The 24,832-nt window shown below is 67.8% G+C and carries 21 protein-coding genes; 19 read left to right on the top strand and 2 right to left on the bottom strand.

From position 1 onward, the window contains the following. Positions 1-61: 61 nt before the first annotated feature. The 19 genes from ISN75_RS12490 (at position 62) to ISN75_RS12400 (ending at position 22,447) form a co-directional block, all read left to right on the top strand. Positions 62-190: a hypothetical protein gene (locus tag ISN75_RS12490; RefSeq protein ID WP_343819945.1), complete on the top strand. Its 129-nt coding sequence runs from the start codon at positions 62-64 to the stop codon at positions 188-190. A 107-nt stretch (positions 191-297) separates the two neighbouring features. Continuing rightward, positions 298-1,977 (top strand): asparagine synthase B, encoded by a 1,680-nt coding sequence (gene asnB / locus ISN75_RS12485; protein WP_168647269.1) that lies wholly within the window; start codon positions 298-300, stop codon positions 1,975-1,977. 134 nt (positions 1,978-2,111) lie between these two features. Then, positions 2,112-3,237 (top strand): peptide chain release factor 2 gene (gene prfB / locus ISN75_RS12480; protein WP_167256954.1). Its coding sequence is split into 2 segments (ribosomal slippage): positions 2,112-2,186 and positions 2,188-3,237, totalling 1,125 coding nucleotides; the frame shifts between segments, so codons are not numbered across the junction. 44 nt (positions 3,238-3,281) lie between these two features. Further along, positions 3,282-3,671: a hypothetical protein gene (locus ISN75_RS12475; protein WP_168647270.1), complete on the top strand. Its 390-nt coding sequence runs from the start codon at positions 3,282-3,284 to the stop codon at positions 3,669-3,671. 56 nt (positions 3,672-3,727) lie between these two features. Next, the gene (locus tag ISN75_RS12470; RefSeq protein WP_343819943.1) at positions 3,728-4,843 is read left to right on the top strand and encodes a hypothetical protein; all 1,116 of its coding nucleotides are present in this window, start codon (positions 3,728-3,730) and stop codon (positions 4,841-4,843) included. Positions 4,844-4,892: 49 nt separating this feature from the next. Continuing rightward, on the top strand, positions 4,893-6,428 hold the full coding sequence (gene lysS / locus ISN75_RS12465; protein WP_343819942.1) for a lysine--tRNA ligase: 1,536 nt from the start codon (positions 4,893-4,895) through the stop codon (positions 6,426-6,428). A 3-nt stretch (positions 6,429-6,431) separates the two neighbouring features. Continuing rightward, complete coding sequence (locus ISN75_RS12460) at positions 6,432-6,731, top strand: YciI family protein (RefSeq protein WP_167256958.1); 300 nt, start codon at positions 6,432-6,434, stop codon at positions 6,729-6,731. Between the two features lie 13 nt (positions 6,732-6,744). Continuing rightward, positions 6,745-6,996, top strand: coding sequence for a BolA family protein (locus ISN75_RS12455; RefSeq protein WP_423385172.1), 252 nt, complete (start codon positions 6,745-6,747; stop codon positions 6,994-6,996). 217 nt (positions 6,997-7,213) lie between these two features. Further along, positions 7,214-10,723 carry a chromosome segregation protein SMC gene (gene smc, locus ISN75_RS12450; protein WP_168647273.1) on the top strand — a complete coding sequence of 1,170 codons (3,510 nt, stop codon included), beginning with the start codon at positions 7,214-7,216 and terminating at the stop codon, positions 10,721-10,723. A 10-nt stretch (positions 10,724-10,733) separates the two neighbouring features. Next, on the top strand, positions 10,734-11,807 hold the full coding sequence (zipA, locus tag ISN75_RS12445; RefSeq protein WP_343819938.1) for a cell division protein ZipA: 1,074 nt from the start codon (positions 10,734-10,736) through the stop codon (positions 11,805-11,807). Positions 11,808-12,136: 329 nt separating this feature from the next. Continuing rightward, positions 12,137-12,514 (top strand): HU family DNA-binding protein, encoded by a 378-nt coding sequence (locus tag ISN75_RS12440; protein ID WP_167256962.1) that lies wholly within the window; start codon positions 12,137-12,139, stop codon positions 12,512-12,514. Between the two features lie 234 nt (positions 12,515-12,748). Beyond that, a complete protein-coding gene (locus ISN75_RS12435) occupies positions 12,749-13,510 on the top strand; it encodes a response regulator transcription factor (protein ID WP_343819937.1) in 762 nt (253 codons plus the stop codon). Between the two features lie 262 nt (positions 13,511-13,772). Then, positions 13,773-13,979: a hypothetical protein gene (locus ISN75_RS12430; RefSeq protein ID WP_343819936.1), complete on the top strand. Its 207-nt coding sequence runs from the start codon at positions 13,773-13,775 to the stop codon at positions 13,977-13,979. A 127-nt stretch (positions 13,980-14,106) separates the two neighbouring features. Next, positions 14,107-15,984 (top strand): S8 family serine peptidase, encoded by a 1,878-nt coding sequence (locus ISN75_RS12425; RefSeq protein WP_343819934.1) that lies wholly within the window; start codon positions 14,107-14,109, stop codon positions 15,982-15,984. 271 nt (positions 15,985-16,255) lie between these two features. Next, positions 16,256-17,263, top strand: a complete 1,008-nt coding sequence (locus ISN75_RS12420; RefSeq protein ID WP_423385066.1) for a sulfate ABC transporter substrate-binding protein — start codon at positions 16,256-16,258, stop codon at positions 17,261-17,263. 4 nt (positions 17,264-17,267) lie between these two features. After that, entirely contained in the window at positions 17,268-18,092 is an 825-nt protein-coding gene (cysT, locus tag ISN75_RS12415; protein WP_167256966.1) for a sulfate ABC transporter permease subunit CysT, read from the top strand. Then, positions 18,092-18,988, top strand: coding sequence for a sulfate ABC transporter permease subunit CysW (gene cysW / locus ISN75_RS12410; protein WP_343819931.1), 897 nt, complete (start codon positions 18,092-18,094; stop codon positions 18,986-18,988). The genes cysT and cysW overlap by 1 nt, the downstream gene beginning before the upstream one ends. After that, on the top strand, positions 18,985-20,139 hold the full coding sequence (locus tag ISN75_RS12405) for a sulfate/molybdate ABC transporter ATP-binding protein (protein ID WP_167256968.1): 1,155 nt from the start codon (positions 18,985-18,987) through the stop codon (positions 20,137-20,139). The genes cysW and ISN75_RS12405 overlap by 4 nt, the downstream gene beginning before the upstream one ends. A 652-nt stretch (positions 20,140-20,791) precedes the next feature. After that, positions 20,792-22,447 carry an MASE1 domain-containing protein gene (locus ISN75_RS12400; protein ID WP_343819929.1) on the top strand — a complete coding sequence of 552 codons (1,656 nt, stop codon included), beginning with the start codon at positions 20,792-20,794 and terminating at the stop codon, positions 22,445-22,447. 646 nt (positions 22,448-23,093) lie between these two features. Here the strand turns inward: ISN75_RS12400 and ISN75_RS12395 are convergent. Then, positions 23,094-23,552, bottom strand: a complete 459-nt coding sequence (locus ISN75_RS12395) for a hypothetical protein (protein WP_167256970.1) — start codon at positions 23,550-23,552, stop codon at positions 23,094-23,096. A gap of 399 nt (positions 23,553-23,951) precedes the next feature. Next, a complete protein-coding gene (locus ISN75_RS12390; protein ID WP_343819927.1) occupies positions 23,952-24,824 on the bottom strand; it encodes a DUF72 domain-containing protein in 873 nt (290 codons plus the stop codon). Positions 24,825-24,832: the final 8 nt, after the last annotated feature.

The following is a 24,832-nucleotide window of genomic DNA, read 5'->3' as shown; positions in this document are numbered from 1 at the left end:
GCCGCGAGGAGGGTGAAAAACCTCTTGCGCGGCGCAGCATCCCTGTGCTTTAGTCGGCTTCATGTCCTGTGCCTTCGCCACCCAGCGCTCCGCCTTCGCCGCCTACGCGGCCGGCCTGCGCGCATCCGCGAACGCGCTGAATAACAACGCCAATAACAATCCCCGCATCGACGGGTGGGCCGGCGTGTAGACACGAAAAAAGTCTCGAATCACGCAAAAGGGCCCGCCGACAAGCGGGCCCTTTCTTTTTCCCCGTACGCAGTTTTGCGCGTCATCCAACCTCAGGAGCGTCAAACCATGTGTTCCATCTTCGGCATGTTCGACCTGCAACCCGGCGACGACCTGGCCGCCCTGCGCCGGCAGGCGCTGGAACTCTCGCAGCGCCAGCGCCATCGCGGGCCGGACTGGAGCGGCGTGTTCGTCGACGCCGGGGTGATCCTGGTGCACGAGCGCCTGGCCATCGTCGACCCGGCCAGCGGCTCGCAGCCATTGCGCTCGCGCGACGAGAGCCTGGCCCTGGCGGTGAACGGCGAGATCTACAACCACCGCGAGCTGCGCGCCGCCAGCGGCTACGATTTCACCACGGGCTCGGACTGCGAAGTCATCAACGCGCTGTACCGCGAACTGGGGCCGGAGGAGTTCCTGGCGCGCGGCCTCAGGCAGCTCAACGGCATCTTCGCCTTCGCGCTGTGGGATGCCGCCACGCAGCGCTACCTGATCGCCCGCGATCCGATCGGCGTCTGCCCGCTGTACTGGGGCCACGACGCGGAAGGGCGCTTGTGCGTGGCCTCGGAAATGAAAGCCCTGGTCGGCATCTGCGCGGACGTCTCCGCCTTCCCGCCGGGCCATGTCTACGACAGCGCCACCGGCGAAGTGACGCGCTACTACCGCAGGAACTGGCGTTCCTATGAAGTCACCCATGGCCAGCAGTTGGAACCGTCCGAACTGCGCGGCGCCTTCGAACAGGCCGTGCACCGCCAGCTGATGACCGACGTGCCCTACGGCGTGCTGCTCTCCGGCGGCCTGGATTCCTCGCTGGTGGCCGCCTGCGCCGCACGCTTCGCGCGCGAACGCATCGAGGACGACGACCGCAGCGAAGCCTGGTGGCCGCGCCTGCATTCCTTCGCCATCGGCCTGGAAGGCTCGCCGGACCTGGCCGCCGCCCAGGTGGCCGCCGATGCGCTCGGCACCGTGCACCACGGCTTCGTCTACACCTTCTGGGAAGGCCTGGACGCGCTGCCGGAAGTGATCCGCCATATCGAGACCTACGACGTCACCACCATCCGTGCCTCCACCCCGATGTACCTGCTGGCGCGGCGCATCAAGGCGATGGGGGTGAAGATGGTGCTGTCGGGCGAGGGTTCGGACGAAATCTTCGGCGGTTATCTGTACTTCCATAAGGCGCCGTCGCCGGAAGCCTTCCACGAGGAAACCGTGCGCAAGCTCGACGCCCTGCACAGCTTCGACTGCCTGCGCGCCAACAAGGCGATGATGGCCTGGGGCGTGGAGGCGCGCGTGCCGTTCCTGGACCTGGAATTCCTCGACGTGGCGATGGGCCTGGACGCCAAGTACAAGATGGCCGGCCACGGCCGCATCGAGAAGGCCGTGCTGCGCGAGGCTTTCCAGGGCGCGCTGCCGGATTCGATCCTGTGGCGGCAGAAGGAGCAGTTCAGCGACGGCGTCGGCTACGGCTGGATCGACGGGCTGAAGGCGCATGCGGAACAAGTGGTCAGCGACCGCGAATTCGCCGCCGCCTCCACGCGCTTCCCGCACAACCCGCCGGCCACCAAGGAGGCCTACCTGTACCGGCGCATCTTCGAGCAGCACTTCCCCGGAGAGGCCTGCGCGGCCACCGTGCCGGGCGGCAAGTCGATCGCCTGTTCCTCGCCGGCCGCGCTGGCCTGGGATCCGGCCTTCGCCGCCGCGGCCGACCCGTCGGGGCGCGCGGTGCGCGGGGTGCATCAGCAGGCACTGTAGGTTGGGGTGATAACCCCAACGGACCTTCCATGCTGACCGGACGTCCGTTGGGGTTCGCCTGCGGCTCACCCCAGCCTACCGTGGGCGAGGTGCGCCTGCTATCCTGTTCGGCCATTTTCCAAGCCATTCCATCCATGATCGAGACCAATCCGATCCTTGCGCAGATCGCGGACCTCAAGGGCCGCGTCGAGTCGCTTAGGGGGTATCTTTGACTACGCCACCAAGCGTGAGCGTCTGGAAGAAGTAAGCCGCGAACTGGAAAGTCCCAACGTCTGGGACGATCCGCCGCGCGCGCAGGAGCTGGGCCGCGAACGCGCCCGCCTGGAAACCATCGTCAGCGGCATCGACACGCTCACGGCCGGCCTCGCCGACGCCGGCGACCTGCTGGAGATGGCCGTCGCCGACGACGACGAATCCACCGTGCTGTCCATCGTCAGCGACCTCGGCAAGCTCGACGCCCAGGTGAGCAAGCTGGAATTCCAGCGCATGTTCTCCGGCAAGATGGACTCGGCCAATGCCTTCGTGGACATCCAGGCCGGCGCCGGCGGCACCGAGGCGCAGGACTGGGCGGAAATCCTGCTGCGCATGTACCTGCGCTGGGCCGAATCGCGCGGCTGGAAGGCCGAGCTGCTGGAAGTCAGCGGCGGCGACGTGGCCGGCATCAAGTCCGCCACCTTCCGCGTGGAAGGCGACTACGCCTACGGCTGGCTGAAGACCGAGATCGGCGTGCACCGCCTGGTGCGCAAGAGCCCGTTCGACTCCGACAACCGCCGCCACACCAGCTTCACCTCGGTGTTCGTGTCGCCGGAAGTCGACGACGACATCGATATCGAGATCAATCCGGCCGACCTGCGCACCGACGTGTACCGCTCGTCCGGCGCCGGCGGCCAGCACGTGAACAAGACCGAGTCGGCCGTGCGCATCACCCACATGCCCTCGGGCGTGGTGGTGGCCTGCCAGACCGAGCGCAGCCAGCATGCCAACCGCGACCGCGCGATGAAGATGCTGAAAGCCAAGCTGTACGAGCTGGAACTGCAGAAGCGCAATGCCGAGAAGGACGCGCTGGAAGCGACCAAGTCCGATATCGGCTGGGGCAGCCAGATCCGCAACTACGTGCTGGACCAGAGCCGCATCAAGGACCTGCGCACGGGCATCGAACGCTCCGATACGCAGAAGGTGCTGGACGGCGACCTCGACGAATTCGTCGAAGGCAGCCTGAAGGCCGGCCTGGACGCGGGCGCCAAGCGCATCGACGCCTGAGCGCTCCGCCACCGATTCCACCTGACCGCCGACGAGGTGACCGCATGAGCAGCAGCAAGATCTCCCGGATCCTGATCGCCTGTGCGGCACTGGCGGCAGGCATCGGCATGGCGAGCGCGCAGGAGAGCACGGGGCAGGGCATCAAGCAGGACGCCAAGGCCGCCGGCCACGCGGTCGGCGACGCCGGCCGCGACGTCGGCCACGCCACCCGCGACACCGCCGTCAAGGTCGGGCACGGCGCCCGCGACGCTGGCGTCAAAGTCGGGCATGGCGCGCGCGATGCGGGCGTCGAGGTGGGCCATGGCGCGCGCGATGCCGGACTGAAGGTCGGCCATGGCGCCAAGGACGTGGGCCTCAAGATCGGCCACGGCGCGCGCGACGGCTGGAACGCCACCAAGCATGCGGTGAAGCACGCGGTGGGCAAGGAAGACTGAATGCGCAGCGCACCGCTCGTGCCTGCGAGCCGCACTCCCAGGGAAGAGACCCACGCATGAGAAGCGCCTCGATCGCTCTGTTCGCCGTGAGCCTGCTGGCCGCCGCCACGCTGCACGCGGAAAGCCGCCTGCTGCGCGGCACGGTGGGCAAGTATCCGATCGTGATGCAACTGGACGAGTCCGACGGCACCGTCTCCGGCACCTACTTCTACGAGAAGTTCAAGCAGGACATCCCGCTGCGCGGCGAACCTGCCAGGCAGGGCTACAAGCTCAGCTCGGCCGCCTACGACACCGACGAAGCCAAGTCGGATCACTTCCTGCTCACCAAGGCCGGCGACGGTTTCAAAGGCAGTTTCAGCGCCGGCAAGGGCGCCAGCCTGCCGGTCGAACTGCACGACGTAGCCGCCGGCTCCGTGCATGAGCCGCGGCCGGACCTGAAGTTCGAGCGTGCGCTGTCGGACTACGAAAAGCTGCGCCTGGCCGATCTCCGCTTCGTGCCGGGCAAGAAGGAAACCGTCGGCGGCAAGTACCAGATCCAGTGGTTCTCCGAGCCGCTGTCCAAGCTCGCCATGTTCCATGTGGTCGGCGGTTATCCCGAGGCGGCGATGGCGGCGATCAACCGCACCATCGACACCGGTTTCTACGGCGGCCTGCAGGGGTATTTCGGCTGCGCGAACGGCGAGGGCGGCTCCGGCCAGGAGTCGGCGGAGGTGTCCAGCCACTACCTCACCGAGCGTTTCGTCAGCTACGCCGTCTCCAGCAGCTGGAGCTGCTACGGCGCGGCGCATCCGGATTTCGGCATCAGCGGCACCACCATCGACGCCGCCACCGGCAAGGAGCTGGCCCTGGAAGACGTCTACTGGCTGGGCAGCGGCAGCAAGCCGGCCGAGCGCTCCGACGCGTGGTACCAGTACCGCGAGAAGGTCTACGCGCCGGCCGTGGTGAAGCTGTTCCAGAAGCTCTATCCCGACGCCATGAAGAGCGACGGCGACGACGGCTGCGACTACACCGATCCCGGCGTGTGGGATTTCGGTCCCTGGTATCTCACCGACAAGGGCTTGTACGTCGGTGCCTATTTCGCCCGCGTGGCGCGCAATTGCGACAACCCGGACTGGTCGGTCATCCCGTACAGCGTCCTCAAGAAGAACAATCCCGCACTCTTCGGCCATTAGCCAACATCCCGGCCATCGCCACTTCGACGGCCGACATCACGGAATAACCATGAGCGAAACGACAGACAACCTGCCCATCGACGAGAACAAGCCAGACGTAAATAAGCTTGTTGCTGAGCGTCGCGAGAAACTCCGCGCGCTGCGCGGGCAGGGCGTCGCGTTCCCCAACGATTTCAAGATCGACGCCTTCGCCGGCGACCTGCAGGCCGAATACGCCGACAAGGACGTGCACACCGCCGAGGCGATCGACGCGCTCGCGCGCCGCGTGAAGATGGCCGGCCGCATCGTGCTCAAGCGCGTGCAGGGCAAGGTCAGCTTCGTGCAGGTGCAGGACATGTCCGGCCGCATCCAGTTCTTCATCCACCAGGGCACGGTGGGCGAAGCCACCTACGACGCGTTCAAGGGCTGGGATGCGGGCGACATCGTCGGCGCCGAAGGCCTGCTGATGCGCACCAAGACCGGCGAGCTGTCGGTCAAGGTCGACACCCTGCGCCTGCTGACCAAGAGCCTGCGCCCGCTGCCGGACAAGTTCCACGGCCTGGCCGACGTGGAGCAGCGCTACCGCCAGCGCTACGTCGACCTGATCGTCACCGAGGAATCGCGCCGCGCCTTCGTGCTGCGCTCGCGCATCATCGGCTACATCCGCAAGTGGCTTGAGGCGGAACCCTACCGCTTCATGGAAGTGGAAACGCCGATGATGCAGATCATCCCCGGCGGCGCCACGGCCAAGCCCTTCATCACCCACCACAACGCGCTGGACCTGGACCTGTACCTGCGCGTGGCGCCGGAGCTGTATCTGAAGCGCCTGGTGGTCGGCGGCTTCGACCGCGTGTACGAGATCAACCGCAACTTCCGCAACGAGGGCGTGTCGACCCGGCACAACCCCGAATTCACCATGCTCGAGTTGTACCAGGCCTACGCCACCTACACCGAGATCATGGACCTGACCGAAGGCGTGATCCGCGATACCGCCGCCAACGTCATCGGCAGCACGCAGATCCACTGGGACGGCGCCGACATCGACCTGGGCCCGGCCTTCCGCCGCTGGTCGATGGAGGACGCGGTGCTGGAGCACAACCCGGAGATCCGCCGCGAAGAGCTGCGCGACCGCGAAGCGATGGCCGCGCACGCCAGGCGCCTGGGCTGCAACGTCAAGCCGGGCTACGGCTGGGGCAAGCTGCTGCTGGAAATCTTCGAGAAGACCGTCGAGCACACCCTGATCCAGCCCACCTTCATCACCCAGCACCCGGTCGAGGTCTCGCCGCTGGCGCGCGAGAGCGACACCGACAAGGGCATCACTGACCGCTTCGAGCTGTTCATCAACGGCCGCGAGCTGGCCAATGGCTTCTCCGAGCTCAACGATCCGGAAGACCAGGAAGCCCGCTTCCGCGCCCAGGTGGCGGCCAAGGACGCCGGCGACGACGAAGCCATGCACTTCGACGCCGACTACATCCGCGCGCTGGAGGTAGGCCTGCCGCCCACCGGCGGCCTGGGCATCGGCATCGACCGCCTGGTGATGCTGCTGACCGGCACGGTGTCGATCCGCGACGTGCTGCTGTTCCCCTATATGCGTCCGGAGGCCTGAGCCATGTGGTACGCCATCGTCGGTACCGACGTTCCCGATTCGCTGGAGAAGCGCCTCGGCGCGCGTCCGGCCCATGTCGCCCGCCTGCAGCAGCTGCAGGCGGAGGGACGCATGCTGCTGGCCGGCCCGTTCCCGGCCATCGATGCGGAAGACCCGGGCAGCGCCGGCTTCACCGGCAGCCTGATCGTGGCCGAGTTCGCCTCGCTGCCCGAAGCGCAGGCCTGGGCCGATGCCGACCCGTACGTGGCGGCCGGGGTCTATGCTGCCGTCTCGGTCAAACCCTTCCGCAAGGTGCTGCCCTGACATGACCGCCTCGATGGCCGCCCGGATCCGCGAACGCCTGCAGGCCGCGCTGGCGCCGGTGGAGCTGGACGTGGCCGATGAAGGCTACAAGCACGCCGGCCACGCCAACGAGGGCAAGGGCCACTTCCACGTGCGCATCGTCAGCCCGGTGTTCGCCGGCCAGCCGCCGCTGAAGCGCCACCGCATGATCTATGCGGCCCTGGAAGGGCTGATGGACAACGGCATCCACGCGCTTTCCATCGACGCGCGTCCGCCGGATACCTGAAAGCCTTTGAGCGGCCAGGACATAGGCCTTATCCTGCGTCCTCAAGTCTTCCCGCTGGAATCCTTCTCCCTCCGGGAGAAGGTGCCGGCAGGCGGATGAGGGTACGGGCGGAGTGGGGCGCCTCGCTTCGCCCGTACCCTCACCCCAACCCCTCTCCCGACGGGAGAGAGGCTTCGAGTCGAATCGCAAGCCCCTCTCCAGCTGCCGCGGAATCCGCATGCGCCTGACCACGATCAAACTCGCCGGCTTCAAGTCCTTCGTCGACCCGACCACCCTCCACCTGCCGACCAATATGACCGGCGTGGTGGGTCCGAACGGCTGCGGCAAGTCCAACATCATCGACGCCATCCGCTGGGTGATGGGCGAAAGCGCCGCCAGCCGCCTGCGCGGCGACTCGCTCACCGACGTGATCTTCTCCGGCTCCAACTCGCGCAAGCCGGTGGGCCAGGCCACCGTCGAACTCATCTTCGACAACAGCGACGGCACCATCCAGGGCGAATACGGCCAGTACGCCGAGATCTCGGTGAAGCGCCAGGTCACCCGCGACGGCCAGTCCGCCTATTTCCTCAACGGCGCGCGCTGCCGCCGCCGCGACATCACCGACCTGTTCCTGGGCACGGGCCTCGGGCCCCGCAGCTACTCGATCATCGAGCAGGGCATGATCAGCCAGATCGTCGAGGCCGCGCCGGAAGAACTGCGCGTGCACCTGGAGGAAGCCGCCGGCATCTCCAAGTACAAGGAGCGCCGCAAGGAGACCGAGAGCCGCATCAAGTCCACCCGCGAAAACCTAGACCGCGTGAAAGACGTGCGCGACGAAGTGGACAAGCAGCTCGAACACCTCAACCGCCAGGCCCGCGCCGCCGAGCGCTGGAAGGCGCTGAAGGAAGAACAGACGCGCAAGGAAGCCGAGCTGCGCGCGCTGGAATACCGCGGACTCAAGAGCCAGCACGACGGCGAAGGCGCCGGGCTTTCCGCCGCCGAGATCGAGATCGAGAAGCGCGTGGCCGCGCAGCGCCACGTCGAGGCGCAGCTGGAAAGCGTGCGCGAGCGCCATACCGCCGCCAACGAGCACCTGGGCCAGGTGCAGGGCGAGGTGTACAAGGTAGGCGCCGAGATCGCCCGCGTCGAGCAGCAGGTGCGCTTCAACCGCGAGACCGCCGAGCGCCTGGGGCGCGCCCAGGCCGAGGCCGAGCGCGAGCACGAGGAACTGGCCGCGCATATCGCCGCCGACCGCGAACAGACCGAAAGCCTGCGCCTGGCGCTGGCCGAGGGCGAGCCGAAGCTCGAAGCCCTGCAGCAGCTGCAGGACGACACCGCCGACGCGCAGCGCGACACCGAAACCAAGCTGTCCGACTGGCAGCAGCGCTGGGACGCCTACACCCGCACCGCTGGCGAATCCGCGCGAGCCGCGGAAGTGGAGCGCACCAAGCTGGCCTATCTGGACCGCCAGTCGATCGACCTGGCCAAGCGCCGCGAGGCGCTGGAGGGCGAACAGAAGGCCACCGACATCGAGGCGCTGGACGCTTCCTTCGAACAATTGCAGGGCGAGCACGAAACCCAGCGCGAACGCCTGGAAACCCTGGGCGGCCTGCTCGACCAGCACAAGCTCGGCTACGAGCAGGTGCTGGACGAGGAGCGCCAGGTGCAGTCCGCGCTCAACGAGGCGCGCCAGCAGCTGCAGTCCGCGCGCGGGCGCCAGTCCTCGCTCGAAGCGCTGCAGCACGCCGCGCTGGGCCAGGAGGAAAGCGCCGCCAGCGGCTGGCTGGCGCGGCTGGGCCTGGACAAATCGCGCCGCCTGGGCGAATCGCTGCAGGTGGAAGCGGGCTGGGAGACGGCGGTGGAAACCGCGCTGGCCGGGTTCCTCGACAGCGTGCTGGTCGACGGCGCGCACGACTACGCCAAGGACTTCGGCGAGCTGAAGGACGCGGATCTCGCCCTGCTGGATGCCGCCGAGGGCGGCGCCAACACCGCCGGAACGCTGGCGGCGCACGTGCGCGGCCCGTCCGCCGCGGTGGCGATCCTCAGCCACGTGCTCACCGCCGAGAATCTCGACGAAGCGCACCAGCGCGTGGCCGGCCTTTCCGCGCTGGCGCCGTACCAGTCGGTGATGACGCGCACCGGCGAGTGGCTCGGCCCGGGCTGGGCGCGCGTGCGCCGCGCGCAGGGCAACCAGGTCGGCGTGCTGGCGCGCGAGCGCGAGATGCGCCTGCTGGCCGAGCAGATCGCCACGCTGGAAGCGCGCATCGAAGAAGCCACCGGCGAGCTCGACGACCTGCGCACGCGCAAGTTCGAAGCCGAGCGCGCGCGCGACGACGCTCAGCGCGAGCTGTACAACGCCCATCGCCGCCAGTCCGAACTGGCCGGCCAGCTGCAGAGCCACCGCGGCAAGATGGAAACCGCCCGCGCCCGCGCCGAAAAGGTCAGCGGCGAACTGGGCGAGATCATCGGCCAGCTGGACGAACTGCAGGCGCAGATCCGCGACGCGCGCGCGCGCCTGGACGAATCGGTCAACCACATGGGCGACCTGGAAGACCAGCGCCGCGAGCTGGAAAACGAGCGCCGCGCGCTGCTGGAAGCGCGCGAGGAAGCGCGCATGAATGCGCGCGAGGCCGCCGACCAGGCGCATGCGCTGGCGCTGTCGATGGAATCCAAGCGCTCCGCGCTGGCCTCGCTCGACCAGGCCCTGGCGCGCATGGACACGCAGATCCGCCAGATCGCCTCGCGCCGCGGCGAGATCGCCGAACAGCTGGCCGCCGGCTCCGACCCCATCGCGGAACTGGAAGCGGAGCGCCAGGCCTATCTGGACCAGCGCCTGCTGGTCGACAAGCAGCTGGTGGAAGCGCGCCGCGCGGTGGAAGACTGCGACGCGGAATTCCGCCGCCTGGAGCAGGAGCGCCAGCGCATCGAGCAGGGCCTCAACAGCCTGCGCGAAAGCCTGTCGCAGAAGCGCCTCGCCGCGCAGGCGCTGGAACTGCGCGCCCAGCAATTGGCCGAGGCGATCGCCGCCTCCGGCCTGGAGCTGGAACCGCTGCTGGCGGAGCTGGCCGAAGACGCCGACGCCTCGCAATGGCGCGGCGCGCTCACCGACATCGGCCAGAAGATCCAGCGCCTGGAGCCGGTCAACCTGGCCGCGATCCAGGAGCACGCCGAACAGAGCGAGCGCAAGAATTACCTGGACAACCAGCTGGCGGATCTGACCTCCGCCATGGAAACGCTGGAAGGCGCGATCAAGAAGATCGACCGCGAAACCCGCCAGCGCTTCAAGGAAACCTTCGACCGCGTCAACGCCGGCGTGCAGGAGCTGTTCCCGCGCCTGTTCGGCGGCGGCCACGCGTATCTGGAATTGACCGGCGACGACCTGCTCGATACCGGCGTGGCCATCATGGCCCGTCCGCCGGGCAAGCGCGTCTCCAATATCTCGCTGCTGTCCGGCGGCGAGAAGGCGCTGACCGCCGTGTCGCTGGTGTTCTCCATCTTCGGCCTCAACCCCGCGCCGTTCTGCCTGCTGGACGAGGTGGACGCGCCGCTGGACGAGGCCAACGTGGGCCGCTTCTCCAACATGGTGAAGGAGATGAGCGAGAAGGTGCAGTTCATTTTCGTCAGCCACAACAAGGCCACCATGGAGGCCGCGTCGCAGCTGTGCGGCGTGACCATGCGCGAACCCGGCGTGTCGCGCCTGGTGCAGGTGGACCTGGCCGAAGCGGCCAAACTTGCCGGCGCAGCCTGAGGAACCCGACATGACCATGCAACCCGTGCTCGCCCTGGCCTGGAACCCCGCGGTAGGCGTCCCGCTGCTGATCGTGGGTGCGATCGTGCTGGCCCTGATCTGGCTGTTCGGCCAGCCGAAGAAGGAACAGGGCCGCCGCCGCGCGCCCGCCGCGCAGGGCGGCGAGGAGCGGCGCGAGCCGACCTTCGGCGACGACGTGGACGTGGCCGACGAAGCGCCCGGCTTCAGCGCGCGCGACGACTTCCGCCTCGACCCGCTCGACGAGCCCAAGCCGAAGCAGGGCGAGCTGGACATGGGCCTGCGCGAGGAATTGGAGAAGCTCGGCGCCACGCTGTCCAGCGAACGCGTCGCGCCCGCGCCGGTGAGCGCCAAGCCGATGGGCGCCGCGGCCTCGATCATCGAGGCGCTGCGTGCGCCGCCGGAGCAGTTCCTGGCCGCGCAGGGGCATGTCGACGAGCCGGTGAAGCCCGCGGCCGTCGAGTCCGCACCCTTGGAAACCAGGCCTGTGGAAACCAGGCCCTTGGAAACCAGGCCGCGCGCGCAGGCACCGGTGCCGCCGCCTGCCGCGCCGGCGCCCGCGCCAGCGGCGCCGCGCGTGCCGCCGCGTTCGGAGCTGGGCAAGCGCCCGGCGCAGTTGCCGGTGGAGCGCATCGTCACCTTGTTCGTGGTGGCGCGCGAAGGCGCGGTGTTCCTCGGGCCCGACCTGATCGTGGCGGCCGAGAAGGCCGGCCTCGAATTCGGCGACATGGGCATCTATCACCGCCTGCTCGACGGCAAGCGCGAACACGGTCCGATCTTCAGCGTGGCCAACATGCTGAAGCCCGGCAACTTCGACCTGAGCCGCCTCGACGCGCTGCGCTCGCCGGGCCTGAGCTTCTTCATGACCCTGCCGGCGCCGATCCCCGCGCTCGACGCCTGGGACGCCATGCTGCCCACGGCGCAGCGGCTGGCCGAGCTGCTGGACGGGCAGGTGCTGGACGAAGAGCGCAACGCGCTCGGCCGCCAGCGCATCGCCCACATCCGCGACGAACTGCGCGGCTGGGACCGCGACCACGAAGGCAAGGAAATCATTTTCGGGCGCTGAGCCCTGGCCGATGCCGCGGGACACCGGGCCCGCTCCCAGGTGGCGACGCCACCGCGGAGCGGGCCTTTTCGTATCTGCGGCTGTGCTGCGCCGCCGCCGGCACACGCATCGCCGGCCGCGCCGCCACCCCTGCAAATCAGCTCCGGCGGACAGCGACGGGCGGTCTTTCGCCGGGAAAACGGCGCTCCCGCATGACGCGGTCGCAAAAAACACCATGCCGTAAGACACATTTATGCGTTTGCGTCTTGGCGGCATCGCTCACATGCCATACATTCCACCTGCCGAAAGGCACAGGTTTCAACCAAACCCATCAAAACTACGGGGAATGTATGGCCAAGAAAGCCGCCAAGAAGACCACCGCCAAGGCCGCCGCCAAGCCGGCTGCGCTGAAGCCGATCAAGGACGCTCTGAGCAAGTCCGGCCTGGTCGCCCACCTCGCCGAAACCACCGGTGTGGTGGCCAAGGACGTGCGCGCTGTTCTGGGTGCGCTCGAAGGTGCGGTCGCCGGTTCGGTGCACAAGAAGGGCCACGGCTCGTTCACGCTGCCGGGTCTTCTGAAGATCACCGCGGTCAATGTGCCGGCCAAGCCGAAGCGCAAGGGCATCAACCCCTTCACCAAGGAAGAGCAGTGGTTCGCCGCCAAGCCGGCCACGGTGAAGGTGAAGATCCGTCCGCTCAAGAAGCTGAAGGACGCCGCGGTCGGCTAAGCCGTCTGCTGGTGAAAGACGCGGCAGCGCGAGCTGCCGCGTTTTTTTATGCCTGTGTTCCGGGTCCGGGGGAAGCTGCGCTGGCGAGTAGTGATCGCGTGGCGTCTTGGAGCTTGCCGCCGCGAAATGCCCGAGCTGCTGTTGCGTAGCGCGGCAAGGTTTGGACGTCCATACGCCGGCGCCACCGGCGCGCTGCTATAAAGCCCGCCGCAGCGGATCACGGCAGAGACGCAGATGCAGGCCACTTCTTCCTCGTCGGGCGGGCAGGGTGCATGGCGGGTCGCCGTGCTGGAGGACGATTGCCGCCTGCGCGAGGACGTGCTCGTACCGGGGCTGCTGAGCTTCGGTTTCGAAGCCGTCGGCATCGGCCGCGCGGCGGAACTCTATCGACGCATGCTCGCCGAACGCTTCGACCTGGCGGTGCTGGACCTGGGCCTGCCCGATGAAGACGGCCTCTCGGTGGCGCGGCACCTGCGCCGCTGTTCGCAGATCGGCATCGTGGTGCTCACCGGCCGCACGGCCGAACACGATGAGATCCGCGCGCTTACCGCGGGCGCCGACATCTACCTGCGCAAGCCGGCCGGCATGGCGCTGCTGGCGGCGAGTCTGCATAGCGTGGGCCGGCGCCTGCCGGGTGCGCCGCGACCGGCTTCGCCGGCACCGGCCATCCAAGCGGCGGCACACGCCGCTCCCGCCGGATGGCGCCTGTCGACCGACGACTGGAATCTCGTGGCTCCCACGGGCGAGTCCATCCCGCTGTCCGCTTCCGAGCGCTGCGTTCTGCGCCCGCTGTTCGCCGCCGGCGGCGGGGCGGTGGCGCGGGAGGTGCTGATCGGCGCCTGGCATGGCGAGGACGCCGAGTTCGACCCGCATCGCCTGGAAATGCTCATTTACCGCCTGCGCCGGAAGGCGAGGGCGCTGGGCATGCCGGTGCTGCCGTTGATCACGGTGCGCGGTGGCGGCTATGCCTTCGTCGGGCGCGGCGGGGCAGCGTAGGAGCGGGCCTAAAAGCGCGGTGTCCCATGCAGCCCGCGTGAGTTTCTCTCCTGTTGCGGCGGGTCGTGTTCTGCCGCTCGGATGCGCGTGGCGGCGGGCTTTGCGTGCAGCACTGCGTGAGCAAGAAGCCGTGGCACGCCAGTGCCAGGTGATGTCCGGTTGGGAAGCGTGAGTGATCGCCCGCCCGATCTGCGGAAAGCTGACTCCATCGGCGCGACGCCAACGCCTGCGTCGCCACTTCCCCGCCGTTATGGAGCACCGCATGAAAAGGATGCACAGCAAGGCTCTGCACGATGCCTGGCCGCTTGCCGGTTCGATCTACGGCAAGAGCGACGGCGACCACCCCGCGCGCTTCCGCTTCGGTGCCTCGTGTGCGGCAGCGGAAGGCCTGCTGGCGGAGCACCTGCGGCGAATCCAGTGGAACGCATGGCCTGAGCTTCGGCCGATGAGTGCAGGGCACGCCCCGTAACAGGAGCGCGCCACCCCGTTGGTGGCCCGGCCGCGCGCATGCCACGCGGCGACCGGGAGCCGCAGGTCTTCGCGCGGCCGTGGCCACCTCTCCGAACCTTGTCCGGCTCCTTTCCCGAGGTATTCGCATGAAACGACATCTCATCGGCTTTCCGGTCGTGACCCTCATCGCCGCGATGGCGGCATCGGTTCCCCAGCTCCATGCGCATGGGTTTCATGCCGGCATGGATGCGTCCCGCCAGGCCAGCGCGTCCGATCGCTTCATCGTCACCTACCGGCAAGGCAGCAGCGAAGCCCACGACCAGGGCGCCGCCCTGCAGAACGTGAGCGCGGCGGTGAGCAGAAGCGGATTGGACAAGGCCGTGTTCAAGGATCTGGGCTTGGGCATTCGGCGCTTGTACGCCAGCTACGTGCGCAAACTTGCCGCGGGCGGCGACCTGATCGGCGTATCGCATTCGCTGGACGACGTGCAGGCACGCAAGCTGATGCGCGCGATCGCGGCGGATCCCGCCGTGCTGCATGTCGAGCGCGACGTTCGTCTGCATGCGCTGGGCGGCTCGCGGCTTGCGGCTGAAGTATCGCCGCGTGGAATGTCTTCCCATCATGTTTTCCCCATGGCCCGGTGGAACTACGGCGATCCGCGCGGCGGCGCCAACGTCGAGAAGGCCTGGGAGCTTGCCGACGGCAAGGACGTCGTCGTCGCCGTGCTCGACACAGGCATCACGCGGCACCCCGGACTCGATCTTTCACTGGCCGATGCCGGTTACGACTTCACCAGGGATCCCTTGACCTCCGGCCGCGACGAGTATGGCCGCGCCGCGGGAGGCTGGGATCCGGGCGACTGGAGCAACACGCCCGAATACGAGGACTGCTTCGATGAGCCGGGTGGGGAAGCCAGCACTTGGCAGGGCACGCGGGCGGCCGGCATCGTGGCAGGGCTGGCTGGCGGCCCCACGGGAAACCTGGGCATCGCCTATCGGGCGAAAGTGTTGCCGGTCCGCGTGGCAGGGCATTGCGGTGCGGGTTATCTATCGGACATCACCGATGCCATCGTGTGGGCCGCGGGAGGGCGCGTCCGCGGCGTGCCGGACAACAAGCATCCGGCGCAGGTCATCACCCTGGGCGTCGGCGACCGCTTCGAGGACGGCTGCACGGAAACCTTCAGCCTGAAAAGCGCCATTGCGGAAGCCCGTCTCCGCGGCGCGGTCGTGATCGCTCCCGCCGGCGATTTCGGCGGCGATGTGGACCTGGCGGTTCCAGCGAGCTGTCCGGGTGTCATCGCCGTTGCCGCCAACGGCATCAGGGGTGGGCGCGCCGGCAACTCCAGCTTCGGTTCGGGCGTCGCGCTGGCTGCCCCGGGCGGTGGCGAGGCGGCGGATGGCAGCGCCAAGGATCTGATCTGGTCCTTGTCGAACGAAGGAGCGACGGTGCCGGCCGATCCGGGCTATGGCGGATCCAGCGGTACGGCATTGGCTGCCGCCCATGTGGCAGGTGCCGCTGCGCTGGTGATCGGTGCCGTGAAGCAGGCCGGCCTGCCCGCGCTGGACGCCGAGCAGGTGGGCAAACTGCTGGTCGATACGGCCCGGGCTTTCCCTGTCGCACCGGATCGGCCGATCGGCGCCGGCATTCTGGATGCGTACGCGGCGGTGATGAAAGCCTTGGGCAGCGCGGCCCCGGCCGAGTCCGTCATCCCGCTGGAACGCGGCGTGCTCCATTCGGAACCATCCATCGCCCAGGGCCAGAGCCTGCTCTACGCCATCGCGGTTCCTGCCGGTGCACGCCATCTCCATCTGCGTACGCTGGGCGGGAAGGGGGACGCAACGCTTTATCTGAAATCCGGGCTCGCACCAGCCGTCGATGGCGCGAACGCAGATGCCACCTCGGACCACGCGGGCAATAACGAAGCGATCGCGATAAGCCGGCCGCAGCCGGGCACCTGGTATCTGCGCGTCCGCGCGAAGCAGGCGGCCAGCCATCTGGCGGTACAGGGCAGCTACGCACTTTGAGTATTGCGCCGCGTGCCAGCGGGCCCTGGCTCCCGCCGGGGCTCGTCCGGCCAGGTTTTCGATCTGGATGTCTATATGGCCGAACGTATGAGCTTATGCGCATCGATCATTTCGTTGCCCGCCGAAAACCCGGCAACCTGCCTGTGTCCATCCGGACCAACGGCGCCCTAGCACGCCACTGACGCTCTCTGAATGCTTGGCATGGGACAAAGCCATCAGGGTGAAGCGCGCAGGCGCCCACGCCATCCCCATCCGCCATTGGAGTCCGACCTTGAAACGCCTTGGCCCGACCTTGCTGCTCGCCATCGCCGGCTTTGCTTTCGGCGCCACCGTCCAGGCGCAGGACGTGCGCCTGCTCAACGTCTCCTTCGACCCCACCCGCGAGCTCTACAAGGACGCCGACACCGCCTTCGCCGCCTCCTGGAAGCGCCAGACCGGCAAGGATGTGCGCATCACCACCTCCAACGGCGGCTCCGGCAAGCAGTCGCGCGCGGTGCAGGACGGCCTGGAAGCGGACGTGGTCACCCTGGCCCTGGCCTGGGACATCGACGTGCTGGCCGACCGCGGTCTGCTGGCCAAGGACTGGCAGTCGCGCCTGCCCGAGCACAGCACGCCCTACACCTCGACCGTGGTGTTCCTGGTGCGCAAGGGCAATCCCAAGGGCATCCGCGACTGGCCCGACCTGGTCCGCGACGGCGTGCAGGTGATCACGCCCAATCCCAAGACCTCCGGCGGTGCCCGCTGGAACTTCCTGGCCGCCTGGGGCTGGGCGCAGCGGCAGCCCGGCGGCAATGCGGACAAGGCGCGCGCCTACGTGGCCCAGCTCTACAAGCACGTGCCGGTGCTGGACACCGGCGCGCGCGGCGCCACCAACACCTTCGTCCAGCGCGGCATCGGCGACGTGCTGATTGCCTGGGAGAGCGAGGCGCTGCAGGCCCGGCAGGAGCTGGGCGCGGACAAGTTCGACGTGGTCGTGCCCTCGCTGACCATCCTGGCCGAACCTCCGGTGGCCGTGGTCGACAAGGTGGTCGACAAGCACGGCACCCGCGCGGTGGCCGAGGCCTATCTCAAGTTCCTGTACTCGCCGGAGGGCCAGGCCCTGGTGGCCAGGCATTACTACCGCACGCGCGATGCGGCCGCGGCGGCGAAGTACGGCTCGACCTTTCCGCCGGTGAAGACCTTCACCCTGGCCGAGCAGTTCGGCGACTGGCGCAAGGCGCAGGCCACGTATTTCGCCGACGGCGGCATCTACGACCAGCTCAGCGAAGCGGGGCACTGAGGCCATGAGCCGCCGCGCCCTGCCCGGATTCGGCCTCAGCCTGGGCGTCACCCTGGCCTGGCTGGGCGGGATCGTGCTGCTGCCGCTGACGGCGCTGGCCTGGAAGGCGGCCAGCCTGGGCCCGTCCTTGTGGTGGCAGCACCTGGGCACGCGCCGGGTATTGCTGGCCCTGCAATTGAGTTTCGGCGGAGCGCTGGCGGCGGCCGCGATCGACCTGCTGCTGGGCCTGCTGCTGGCCTGGGTGCTGGTGCGCTACCGCTTCCCGCTGCGCCGCGTATGCGATGCCCTGATCGACCTGCCTTTCGCGCTGCCCACCGCCGTGGCCGGCATCGCGCTTACCGCGTTGTACGCACCCAATGGCTGGATCGGGCACCTGCTGCAGCCGCTGGGCGTGCAGGTGGCCTATACGCGGCTGGGCGTGCTGCTGGCGATGGTCTTCGTCGGTTTGCCGTTCGTGGTGCGCACCCTGCAGCCGGTCATCGAGAGCCTGGAGCGCGAAGTGGAAGAAGCCGCGCTTACCCTCGGCGCCTCGCCCTGGCAGAGCTTCCGCCGCGTGCTGCTGCCGCTGCTTGCGCCCACCTTGCTCACCGGCTTTGCGCTGGCGCTGGCGCGGGCGGTGGGCGAATACGGTTCGGTCATCTACATCTCCGGCAACCTGCCGATGCGCACGGAAATCGTGCCGCTGCTGATCGTGCAGAAGATCGATGCCGGCGACGACACCGCACCGGCCGCGCTGCTGGGCGCGGTGATGCTCGCCGTGTCTTTGCTGGTGCTGCTGGCGGTGAACGGCCTGCAGCGCTGGAGCCGGCGCTGGAGCGTGGTGTCCTGATGGCTGCCGTCGCCGCCCATGCCGTGCATCATCCCGCCAGCCGTTCGCGCAGCGAACGCTGGCGGCACGCCACGCTGATCGCGCTCGCCTTGCTGTGCGTCGGCGGCCTGCTGGTGCTGCCGCTGCTGGCGGTATTCGCCGAGGCCTTCGCCAAGGGCTGGCCGGTGTTCGCCGCTGCCGTGACAGACCCCGATGCGCTGGCCGCGGTGCGCCTGACGCTGACCGTCGCCGCCATCGCGGTGCCGGCGAATACCGTGTTCGGCCTGGCCGCCGCATGGTTGCTGACGCACCACCAGTTCCGCGGCAAGGGGTTGCTGGAGGCCCTGATCGACCTGCCGTTCTCGGTGTCGCCGGTGGTCGCCGGCCTGGTCTGCGTGCTGGTCTACGGCGTGCACGGCTGGTATGGCGGCTGGCTGGAGGCTCACGGCCTGCGCGTGATCTTCGCCTGGCCCGGCCTGGTGCTGGCCACGGTGTTCGTGGCGTTCCCGTTCGTCGCGCGCGAGCTGATCCCGTTGATGCAGGCGCAGGGCAGCGACGAGGAACTGGCGGCCCGTACGCTCGGCGCCGGTGGCTGGCAGATCTTTTTCCGCGTCACCCTGCCCAGAATCCGCTGGGCCCTGCTGTATGGCGTGCTGCTGTGCACCGCGCGCAGCATGGGCGAGTTCGGCGCCGTATCGGTGGTGTCGGGACATCTCCCCGGCCTCACCAATACGCTGCCGCTGCAGGTGGACCAGGTCTACAACGGCGGCAGCGACAGCGCGATCGCTTCGTCCTTCGCGCTGGCTTCGCTGCTGGCCTGCCTGGGACTGGTCACGCTGCTGGCCAAGTGGCTGATGGAATCGCGCCATGGCGGCGAACTGGCGCACTCCCCCCGACGTTCCGAGTCTTCCGCATGAGCCTTTCGATCCGCCAGCTCACCCGCCGCTACGGCGCCTTCGCCGCGCTGGACGATTTCTCGCTCGACATCGCCGAGGGTGAATTCGTTGCGCTGCTGGGGCCGTCCGGTTCCGGCAAGAGCAGCCTGCTGCGCATCCTCGCCGGCCTGGACGATCCGGACCGCGGCGACGTGCTGCGCGATGGCACCGACCTGCTCGCGCTGCCGGCCCAGCGCCGCGATATCGGTCTCGTGTTCCAGCATTACGCACTGTTCCCGCACATGACCGTGGCGGACAACATCGCCTTCGGCCTGCGCGTGCGGCCGCGTGCGCGCAGGCCCTCGCGCCGCGACATCGCCGCGCGCGTGGACGACCTGCTGCGCCGCGTGCAGCTGGAGGAACTGGGCCGCCGCTATCCGGCCCAGCTTTCCGGCGGCCAGCGCCAGCGCGTCGCCCTGGCGCGTGCCCTCGCGGTGGAGCCGTCGCTGCTCCTGCTCGACGAACCCTTCGGTGCGCTCGACGCCCAGGTACGCGGCACGCTGCGCCTGTGGCTGCGCGAGCTGCAGCGTTCGCTCGGCCTCACCACGGTGCTGGTCACGCACGATCAGGACGAGGCGCTGGAACTGGCCGACCGGGTGGTGGTGATGAATCGCGGACGCATCGAACAGGTCGGCACGCCAGGCGAGATCTATCGCGAGCCGGCCACGCCGTTCGTGCACGGCTTCGTCGGCCGCGCCAACCGGCTTCGCGGCCACGTCGAGCGCGACCGCCTGCATCTGGGCGGACACGTATTCCAGGGCGAGTTGCCGGCCGAGCTCGCCGGCCGCGAAGTCGAAGCCTGGCTGCGGCCGGAACATCTGGCGCTCGCCTCCCGCGGCCTGGCCGGATGGAGCGGCCGGCTGCAGCACCTGGACCTGGCTGGCCCGGTGGCCCGTGCCCGGCTGGCGATGCATGGCGAAGGCCTGGTGCTGGAGGCCGAATGGAACGCCGCCGAGGTAGCGGCGCACGCCCTTGCCGTTGGGGACGTGGTGACGGTCCAGCCGCGTGAATTCACCCTGTTCACCGACGCTGCCGCCGGCGCCCGCCGCCACCGCTTCGTGCCGGCGCCCGCCGGCCCGCACACCGATTCGCACCCGATCGACTTCGCCGCCTGGCTGCACCGCAAGGCCTGAGCGGACTGGCACGCTTCCCCGCGAAGCTGCGGCAGGGTGCCGCATAGGGTCGGTTTTGGCCGCATGTCCACCATCGCGGCGGGTGGGCGTTGCCCACCGTGAGGCGCGGCGTCCGTGTTTCCTGAGATTTCTGGGTGAATTCACCAGGAAACGCTGGAAATTTGGCGGCCAGTCTTTCAAGGGGCTTGCATCCGCCCAGGCGGATAGACGTCTTTTCATGACGAATAGGACTGGACTGGAATTATTCCTATGACCAATGGTCTAGCCGTCCGCCATGGCACGCTTCTTTCTTACGTCATCCGCAAGACAGATAACCGATGCACACTGACGTTGACCGCTGGCGCGTGGCAAAATAAGCGTCCGGACGCGGTGGGTTTTACGCAGTAGATACTTCTTAGGGCTCGATCTCTCGCCCAGCTCACGCCACCAATCGAGCGTGAAGCGCATCACACATTTCAAGACTTGCTTCTTTGTTACCGGTCCGACGACGTAACCCGCGGGCTTTTTCGTTCGATCATTGCAGCTTGATGCCCTTGCCGCCGGAGAGCAGGACGCCGGGGAGGCGAGCGGCGCAGGGGTGGCGATCAACGATTGAGCACAGGCGGCCGACGCAAACGGTCGGAGGACGATGGCGACGACGGGGAGGGAGGCTATGCAGGAGGAATCGATCCGGTTCGTATGGTGGCGCCACCTGCTGGTGGCCGTCGGCTATGCCGCCGCGTACGTCTTGCTGCGCAGTGTTTCGGTATCCAACTGGAACCTGCCCGCCAGCCTGCGCCTTGCCGCGCTGCTGCTGGTGCCCATGCGTTACTGGCCCGCGCTGGTGCTCGGCGAGGCGATGCCCGTCGCTTACCAGGCCTGGCTCAGCCACGGCATGTTCGGCTGGGCCTGGGCGAGCTTCGCCGCCTTCCCGCCGATGGCGCTGTGCGCGCCTTTCATGGCCTGGTTCCGCCGCCGCACCATGGTCGTGCAGGCGGATGGGCGCGTCGATATTCCCGCCGTGCTGACCGCGGCTGTGGCCTGCGCCGTGCTCACGGCCGCCGGCAACGTCGCCGCGCTGGCCTCGGTGCACATGCCCGCGGGGCAGCCCGCGCCGGCGATCACTGCGCGCATCGTGTTCGGTTACTTCCTGGGCAATTACCTCGGCGCGCTGACCCTGGCCCCGCTGGCGCTCGCCGTGCGCGGCTGGCTGGCCGGTACGCGTCCGGCTGTGGCCTGGGCATCGCTGCGCCGCAGCGGCCTGCTGCGCGACGGCGCGATGAGCCTGCTGCTGCCGCTCACGGCACTGGCCGGCATCGGCTACGCCAGCGAGAACGCGGATGCCATGCAGGTCTGCCGCATCGCGATGTTCGTGCCGGTGGCCTGGCTCACCCTGCGCCATGGCTGGCGCGGTGCGGCTTTCGGCGGCGCCGCGGCCAGCTGCGCGGTGGCGCTCACCTCCACCATCGTGCGCGATCCTTCGGTGATCCAGGCGCAGGCGATCATCGCCTTCGCCATCTCCACCTTGCTGATGCTCGGCACGCGCCTGGCGCAGACCGCCAGCGGCGAAGCCAGTGCGCAGCGCGAGCGCGTCGACCGCGAATACGGCCTGCTGCTCGCGCAGCAGGGCCTGTACCAGGAAGAGCTGCGCATGAAGCATGCGGCCGAGGCCCTGGAGCAGGTGCGCCAGTCCATGCGCGACATGCAGAACCGCCTGCTCGACCATCTGCGCGACCGCATCCCCGCCAACGAAGAGCGTGCCTATACGCGGCAGGCCGCCTTGGCCCAGCACGAGATGCATCGCCTCACCAATGCGCTGTATCCGCGCGTGTGGCGCGAGCAGGGCGAGACCTCGACGGTGCAGCTGCGCGACGGACCGGTGGCGATGGCCGCGGCCGCGATCGGCGCTACCTACGAATGCGAATTGGTGGGCCAGGATCTCGAGCATCTGGCCTCCGACGTGCACATGACGCTGTACCGCCTGGCCGGCGAATCGCTGGTGTACGCGCTGAGCCGCCAGGCCACGCGCCATGTGGACCTGGTGATCCGCGGCGGCCACAGCCAGGGCATGCGCTGGGTGGTGATGCGCATGGATTGCCATCGCGCGTCGGCCACCGATGGCGGGATGCGCCTGGCGCAGGACCAGTGGAAGAAGGCGATGTCGCTGCTGGGCACCAGCGGGCAGGGGATCGAGACGATCCGCGAGCGTGCGCAGATTTATGGTGGCGATGCGCATGTGCGGGAGAATCCGCTGGGGTTGCGGGTGACGGTGTTGTTGCATGATGCCTTGCGGGGGCGGGTGGATGGGGCGCGGGTGTCCGCACCCTGAGGGTTAGGGCCTGCGGCGGCTTTTTTTCGCCTTGCGAGTGCTGAGTATGTGTCCCTCTCCTCTTCGTGGAGAGGGGCGGGGGGGCTGAGTTCACCGCACCCTCCAATCCTCGTCATTCCGGCGTAGGCCGGACGAGCGCGTAGCGCGAAGAACGCCCGCAGGGCGGCCCCGAAGGGGTGAGCGAAGCGAATCATCCAGTGACGGTATCGCGCGGTTGTCGCGTTGACGTTGGTGAGTCTCGCCTACGGCGAGTGTTTCGTGCCGCTGCCGCGGCCCGACTTACTTTCTCTTGCGTGCCCAAGAGAAAGTAAGCAAAGAGAAGGGCACCCTGCTTGGCGCCCTCAGCAGCGCAGCTGCTGAGGGTCCGTGAGGGCTGGCCGGGCTTTTTGACAGGGCATCCATGCCCTGATCAAAAAGGCGGGGACATCGTGTCCCCGCCCCCTGCGGGGCCTTTTCGTCCAGCCCTCACCGCCGGCGCCAAGGGGCCCGGTAGATCAAGATCAAGATCAAGATCAACTGCGAAAGCACACTGAGCATCGGGCTTCGCCCTCGCTCGGGTTGTGTGCGTTGTGATTGCATTCCTGCACAAAAACATGGGCGCGGGTGTTTTCACCCGCGCCCATAACATTGCTTCAAAACAATTAGCTCAGTTCACGCGCGAACTGCACTCCACCGGATCGCTGCAAGTCGAATCCACCGCCTGCATCGTCATCACGCTGTTCGCCTGCGGGGTCACCTGCACCTTGACGTCGTTGTCCTGGTAGACGATCTCGCCCTGCGTGTTCGCGGGAGCGGGCTGCGGGTCTTGGGGTGTGGCGACGCGGGAGGCGTCGGTGCCGATGGGCAGGACCAGGAAGCTGCCGCCCTGGGCGGCGAAGGCGGCGCGCACATTGCCGTTGAGGTCGTTGATCTGTACGTAGCGAATGCCGTTGCGTTCGAATACATAGACGTGCCAGCGCGGACTCGAACTCACGTCTTGTGCATTCGGCCAGGATTGGCCCAGGCCATTCTGATTGGCTGCGATGGCAGGTGCGCTGACCGCCATTCCCGCCAGCAGCGCGATAGCTGCGAGCGCCTTGAAACCGAAAGTCGGCAGATGCCGCATATGCGTCCCCTCCATTTGCAAACTGTGAATTTTAGAAAGATGCCGTAATAAAGCATCTGATTTCAACCAGCACCACGGCGTGGCACTGTGCTGTGGTTTGCGCTTCCGGGCGGGAAGCTACAAGTGGCAAAATGTGAACTGCGTCAAAAGATTGATCAAAACTTCGCCAAGTTCACGTGAATCCGAGGGCCTGTCGCTATTGAGCTTTGTGAAAAGCGGGAATTAATACTTGGTTCGTTTCGTAACGATTATTCCCATTTCACCTCATAATCATCGATATTTCACCCAGGGAAAATGTACCCCGAAATCCACTCGAATATCCCAGCAATCAAGGCGGCGCGAGAACACGCCCCGCCATTAGAGATAAACGCATTAATCCCCATTCCCCCTTCCTGAAAATCAGCGCTTCATCCGCTTGGCCAAGGCCATCGCATCGAATGGCGCACGCACTTTCTGGTCATTGTCGAAATACACATACACATCGCGCGCGGCGCGCTTCGGCGGTTTGCTGTCGGGCGATGCAAGCCTTGCATGGCGCGGCTGCGCGCCACGCATCCATGCCTGCAACCGCGCGCTCCATGCGCGCAGCGCCGCAGGCGAATAACCGCTGGCGTAAAGCTTCTTGTCGCCATGCAGGCGCAGATACATGAAGCCGGCGGTGACGTCTTCCAGCAGGGGCCAGCGCTTCGCCGTATCGGCTACCACCAGCGCCACGCCATGCCGGCGCAATTGCGCGACAAAGGCCGGGTCGCGGAAGCTCTCGTGCCTGACTTCCATCGCATGGCGCAGGCGCCGCCGCCGATCCGTCTCCCAGGCAGTTTTCGATGCCGGCAGATCCGCATGGCGCCGCGCCAAGGCGGCGGCGCTTTCGGTGTCCTTCGGCAATTGCGCGAGAAACGCTTCCAGCACGCCCTCGTCATAACGCAGGCTCGGCGGCAGCTGCCACAGGATCGGTCCCAGCTTCTCGCGCAGGCACAGCACCCCGGAGGCGAAGAAATTCGCCAGGCCCTGTTCGGCGTTGCGCAGGCGCCGCAGATGCGTCACATAGCGCGGCGCCTTCACCGCGAAGACGAAGCCACGCGGCGTGTCGTCACGCCAGCGCGCATAGCTGGACGGACGCTGCAGGCTGTAGAACGAGCCATTGATCTCGATGCTGGCGAGCTGGCGCGAAGCGTAGGCAAGCTCCTCGCGCTGCGGCAGGTCGTCCGGATAGAACACGCCACGCCATGGCGCATAGCGCCAGCCCGAGATGCCGATGCGCGCCTTGGCCATGCGCGGGC

Origin of the sequence: Dyella marensis (assembly GCF_049532885.1) — a bacterium.
GTDB classification, from domain to species: domain Bacteria; phylum Pseudomonadota; class Gammaproteobacteria; order Xanthomonadales; family Rhodanobacteraceae; genus Dyella_D; species Dyella_D marensis.
This window is presented reverse-complemented; position numbering and strand designations above follow the sequence as displayed.

What these genes read in the sequence shown, in the direction of transcription:
- ISN75_RS12470 (WP_343819943.1), top strand. Translation starts at nt 3,728, where the DNA reads ATGAGAAGCGCCTCGATCGCTCTGTTCGCCGTGAGCCTGCTGGCCGCC.
- ISN75_RS12395 (WP_167256970.1), bottom strand. Translation starts at nt 23,552, where the DNA reads ATGCGGCATCTGCCGACTTTCGGTTTCAAGGCGCTCGCAGCTATCGCG.
- lysS (WP_343819942.1), top strand. Translation starts at nt 4,893, where the DNA reads ATGAGCGAAACGACAGACAACCTGCCCATCGACGAGAACAAGCCAGAC.
- ISN75_RS12475 (WP_168647270.1), top strand. Translation starts at nt 3,282, where the DNA reads ATGAGCAGCAGCAAGATCTCCCGGATCCTGATCGCCTGTGCGGCACTG.
- ISN75_RS12460 (WP_167256958.1), top strand. Translation starts at nt 6,432, where the DNA reads ATGTGGTACGCCATCGTCGGTACCGACGTTCCCGATTCGCTGGAGAAG.
- cysT (WP_167256966.1), top strand. Translation starts at nt 17,268, where the DNA reads ATGAGCCGCCGCGCCCTGCCCGGATTCGGCCTCAGCCTGGGCGTCACC.
- ISN75_RS12440 (WP_167256962.1), top strand. Translation starts at nt 12,137, where the DNA reads ATGGCCAAGAAAGCCGCCAAGAAGACCACCGCCAAGGCCGCCGCCAAG.
- asnB (WP_168647269.1), top strand. Translation starts at nt 298, where the DNA reads ATGTGTTCCATCTTCGGCATGTTCGACCTGCAACCCGGCGACGACCTG.
- ISN75_RS12455 (WP_423385172.1), top strand. Translation starts at nt 6,745, where the DNA reads ATGGCCGCCCGGATCCGCGAACGCCTGCAGGCCGCGCTGGCGCCGGTG.
- ISN75_RS12490 (WP_343819945.1), top strand. Translation starts at nt 62, where the DNA reads ATGTCCTGTGCCTTCGCCACCCAGCGCTCCGCCTTCGCCGCCTACGCG.
- ISN75_RS12400 (WP_343819929.1), top strand. Translation starts at nt 20,792, where the DNA reads ATGCAGGAGGAATCGATCCGGTTCGTATGGTGGCGCCACCTGCTGGTG.
- ISN75_RS12390 (WP_343819927.1), bottom strand. Translation starts at nt 24,824, where the DNA reads ATGGCCAAGGCGCGCATCGGCATCTCGGGCTGGCGCTATGCGCCATGG.
- ISN75_RS12435 (WP_343819937.1), top strand. Translation starts at nt 12,749, where the DNA reads ATGCAGGCCACTTCTTCCTCGTCGGGCGGGCAGGGTGCATGGCGGGTC.
- zipA (WP_343819938.1), top strand. Translation starts at nt 10,734, where the DNA reads ATGACCATGCAACCCGTGCTCGCCCTGGCCTGGAACCCCGCGGTAGGC.
- cysW (WP_343819931.1), top strand. Translation starts at nt 18,092, where the DNA reads ATGGCTGCCGTCGCCGCCCATGCCGTGCATCATCCCGCCAGCCGTTCG.
- ISN75_RS12405 (WP_167256968.1), top strand. Translation starts at nt 18,985, where the DNA reads ATGAGCCTTTCGATCCGCCAGCTCACCCGCCGCTACGGCGCCTTCGCC.
- ISN75_RS12430 (WP_343819936.1), top strand. Translation starts at nt 13,773, where the DNA reads ATGAAAAGGATGCACAGCAAGGCTCTGCACGATGCCTGGCCGCTTGCC.
- ISN75_RS12425 (WP_343819934.1), top strand. Translation starts at nt 14,107, where the DNA reads ATGAAACGACATCTCATCGGCTTTCCGGTCGTGACCCTCATCGCCGCG.
- smc (WP_168647273.1), top strand. Translation starts at nt 7,214, where the DNA reads ATGCGCCTGACCACGATCAAACTCGCCGGCTTCAAGTCCTTCGTCGAC.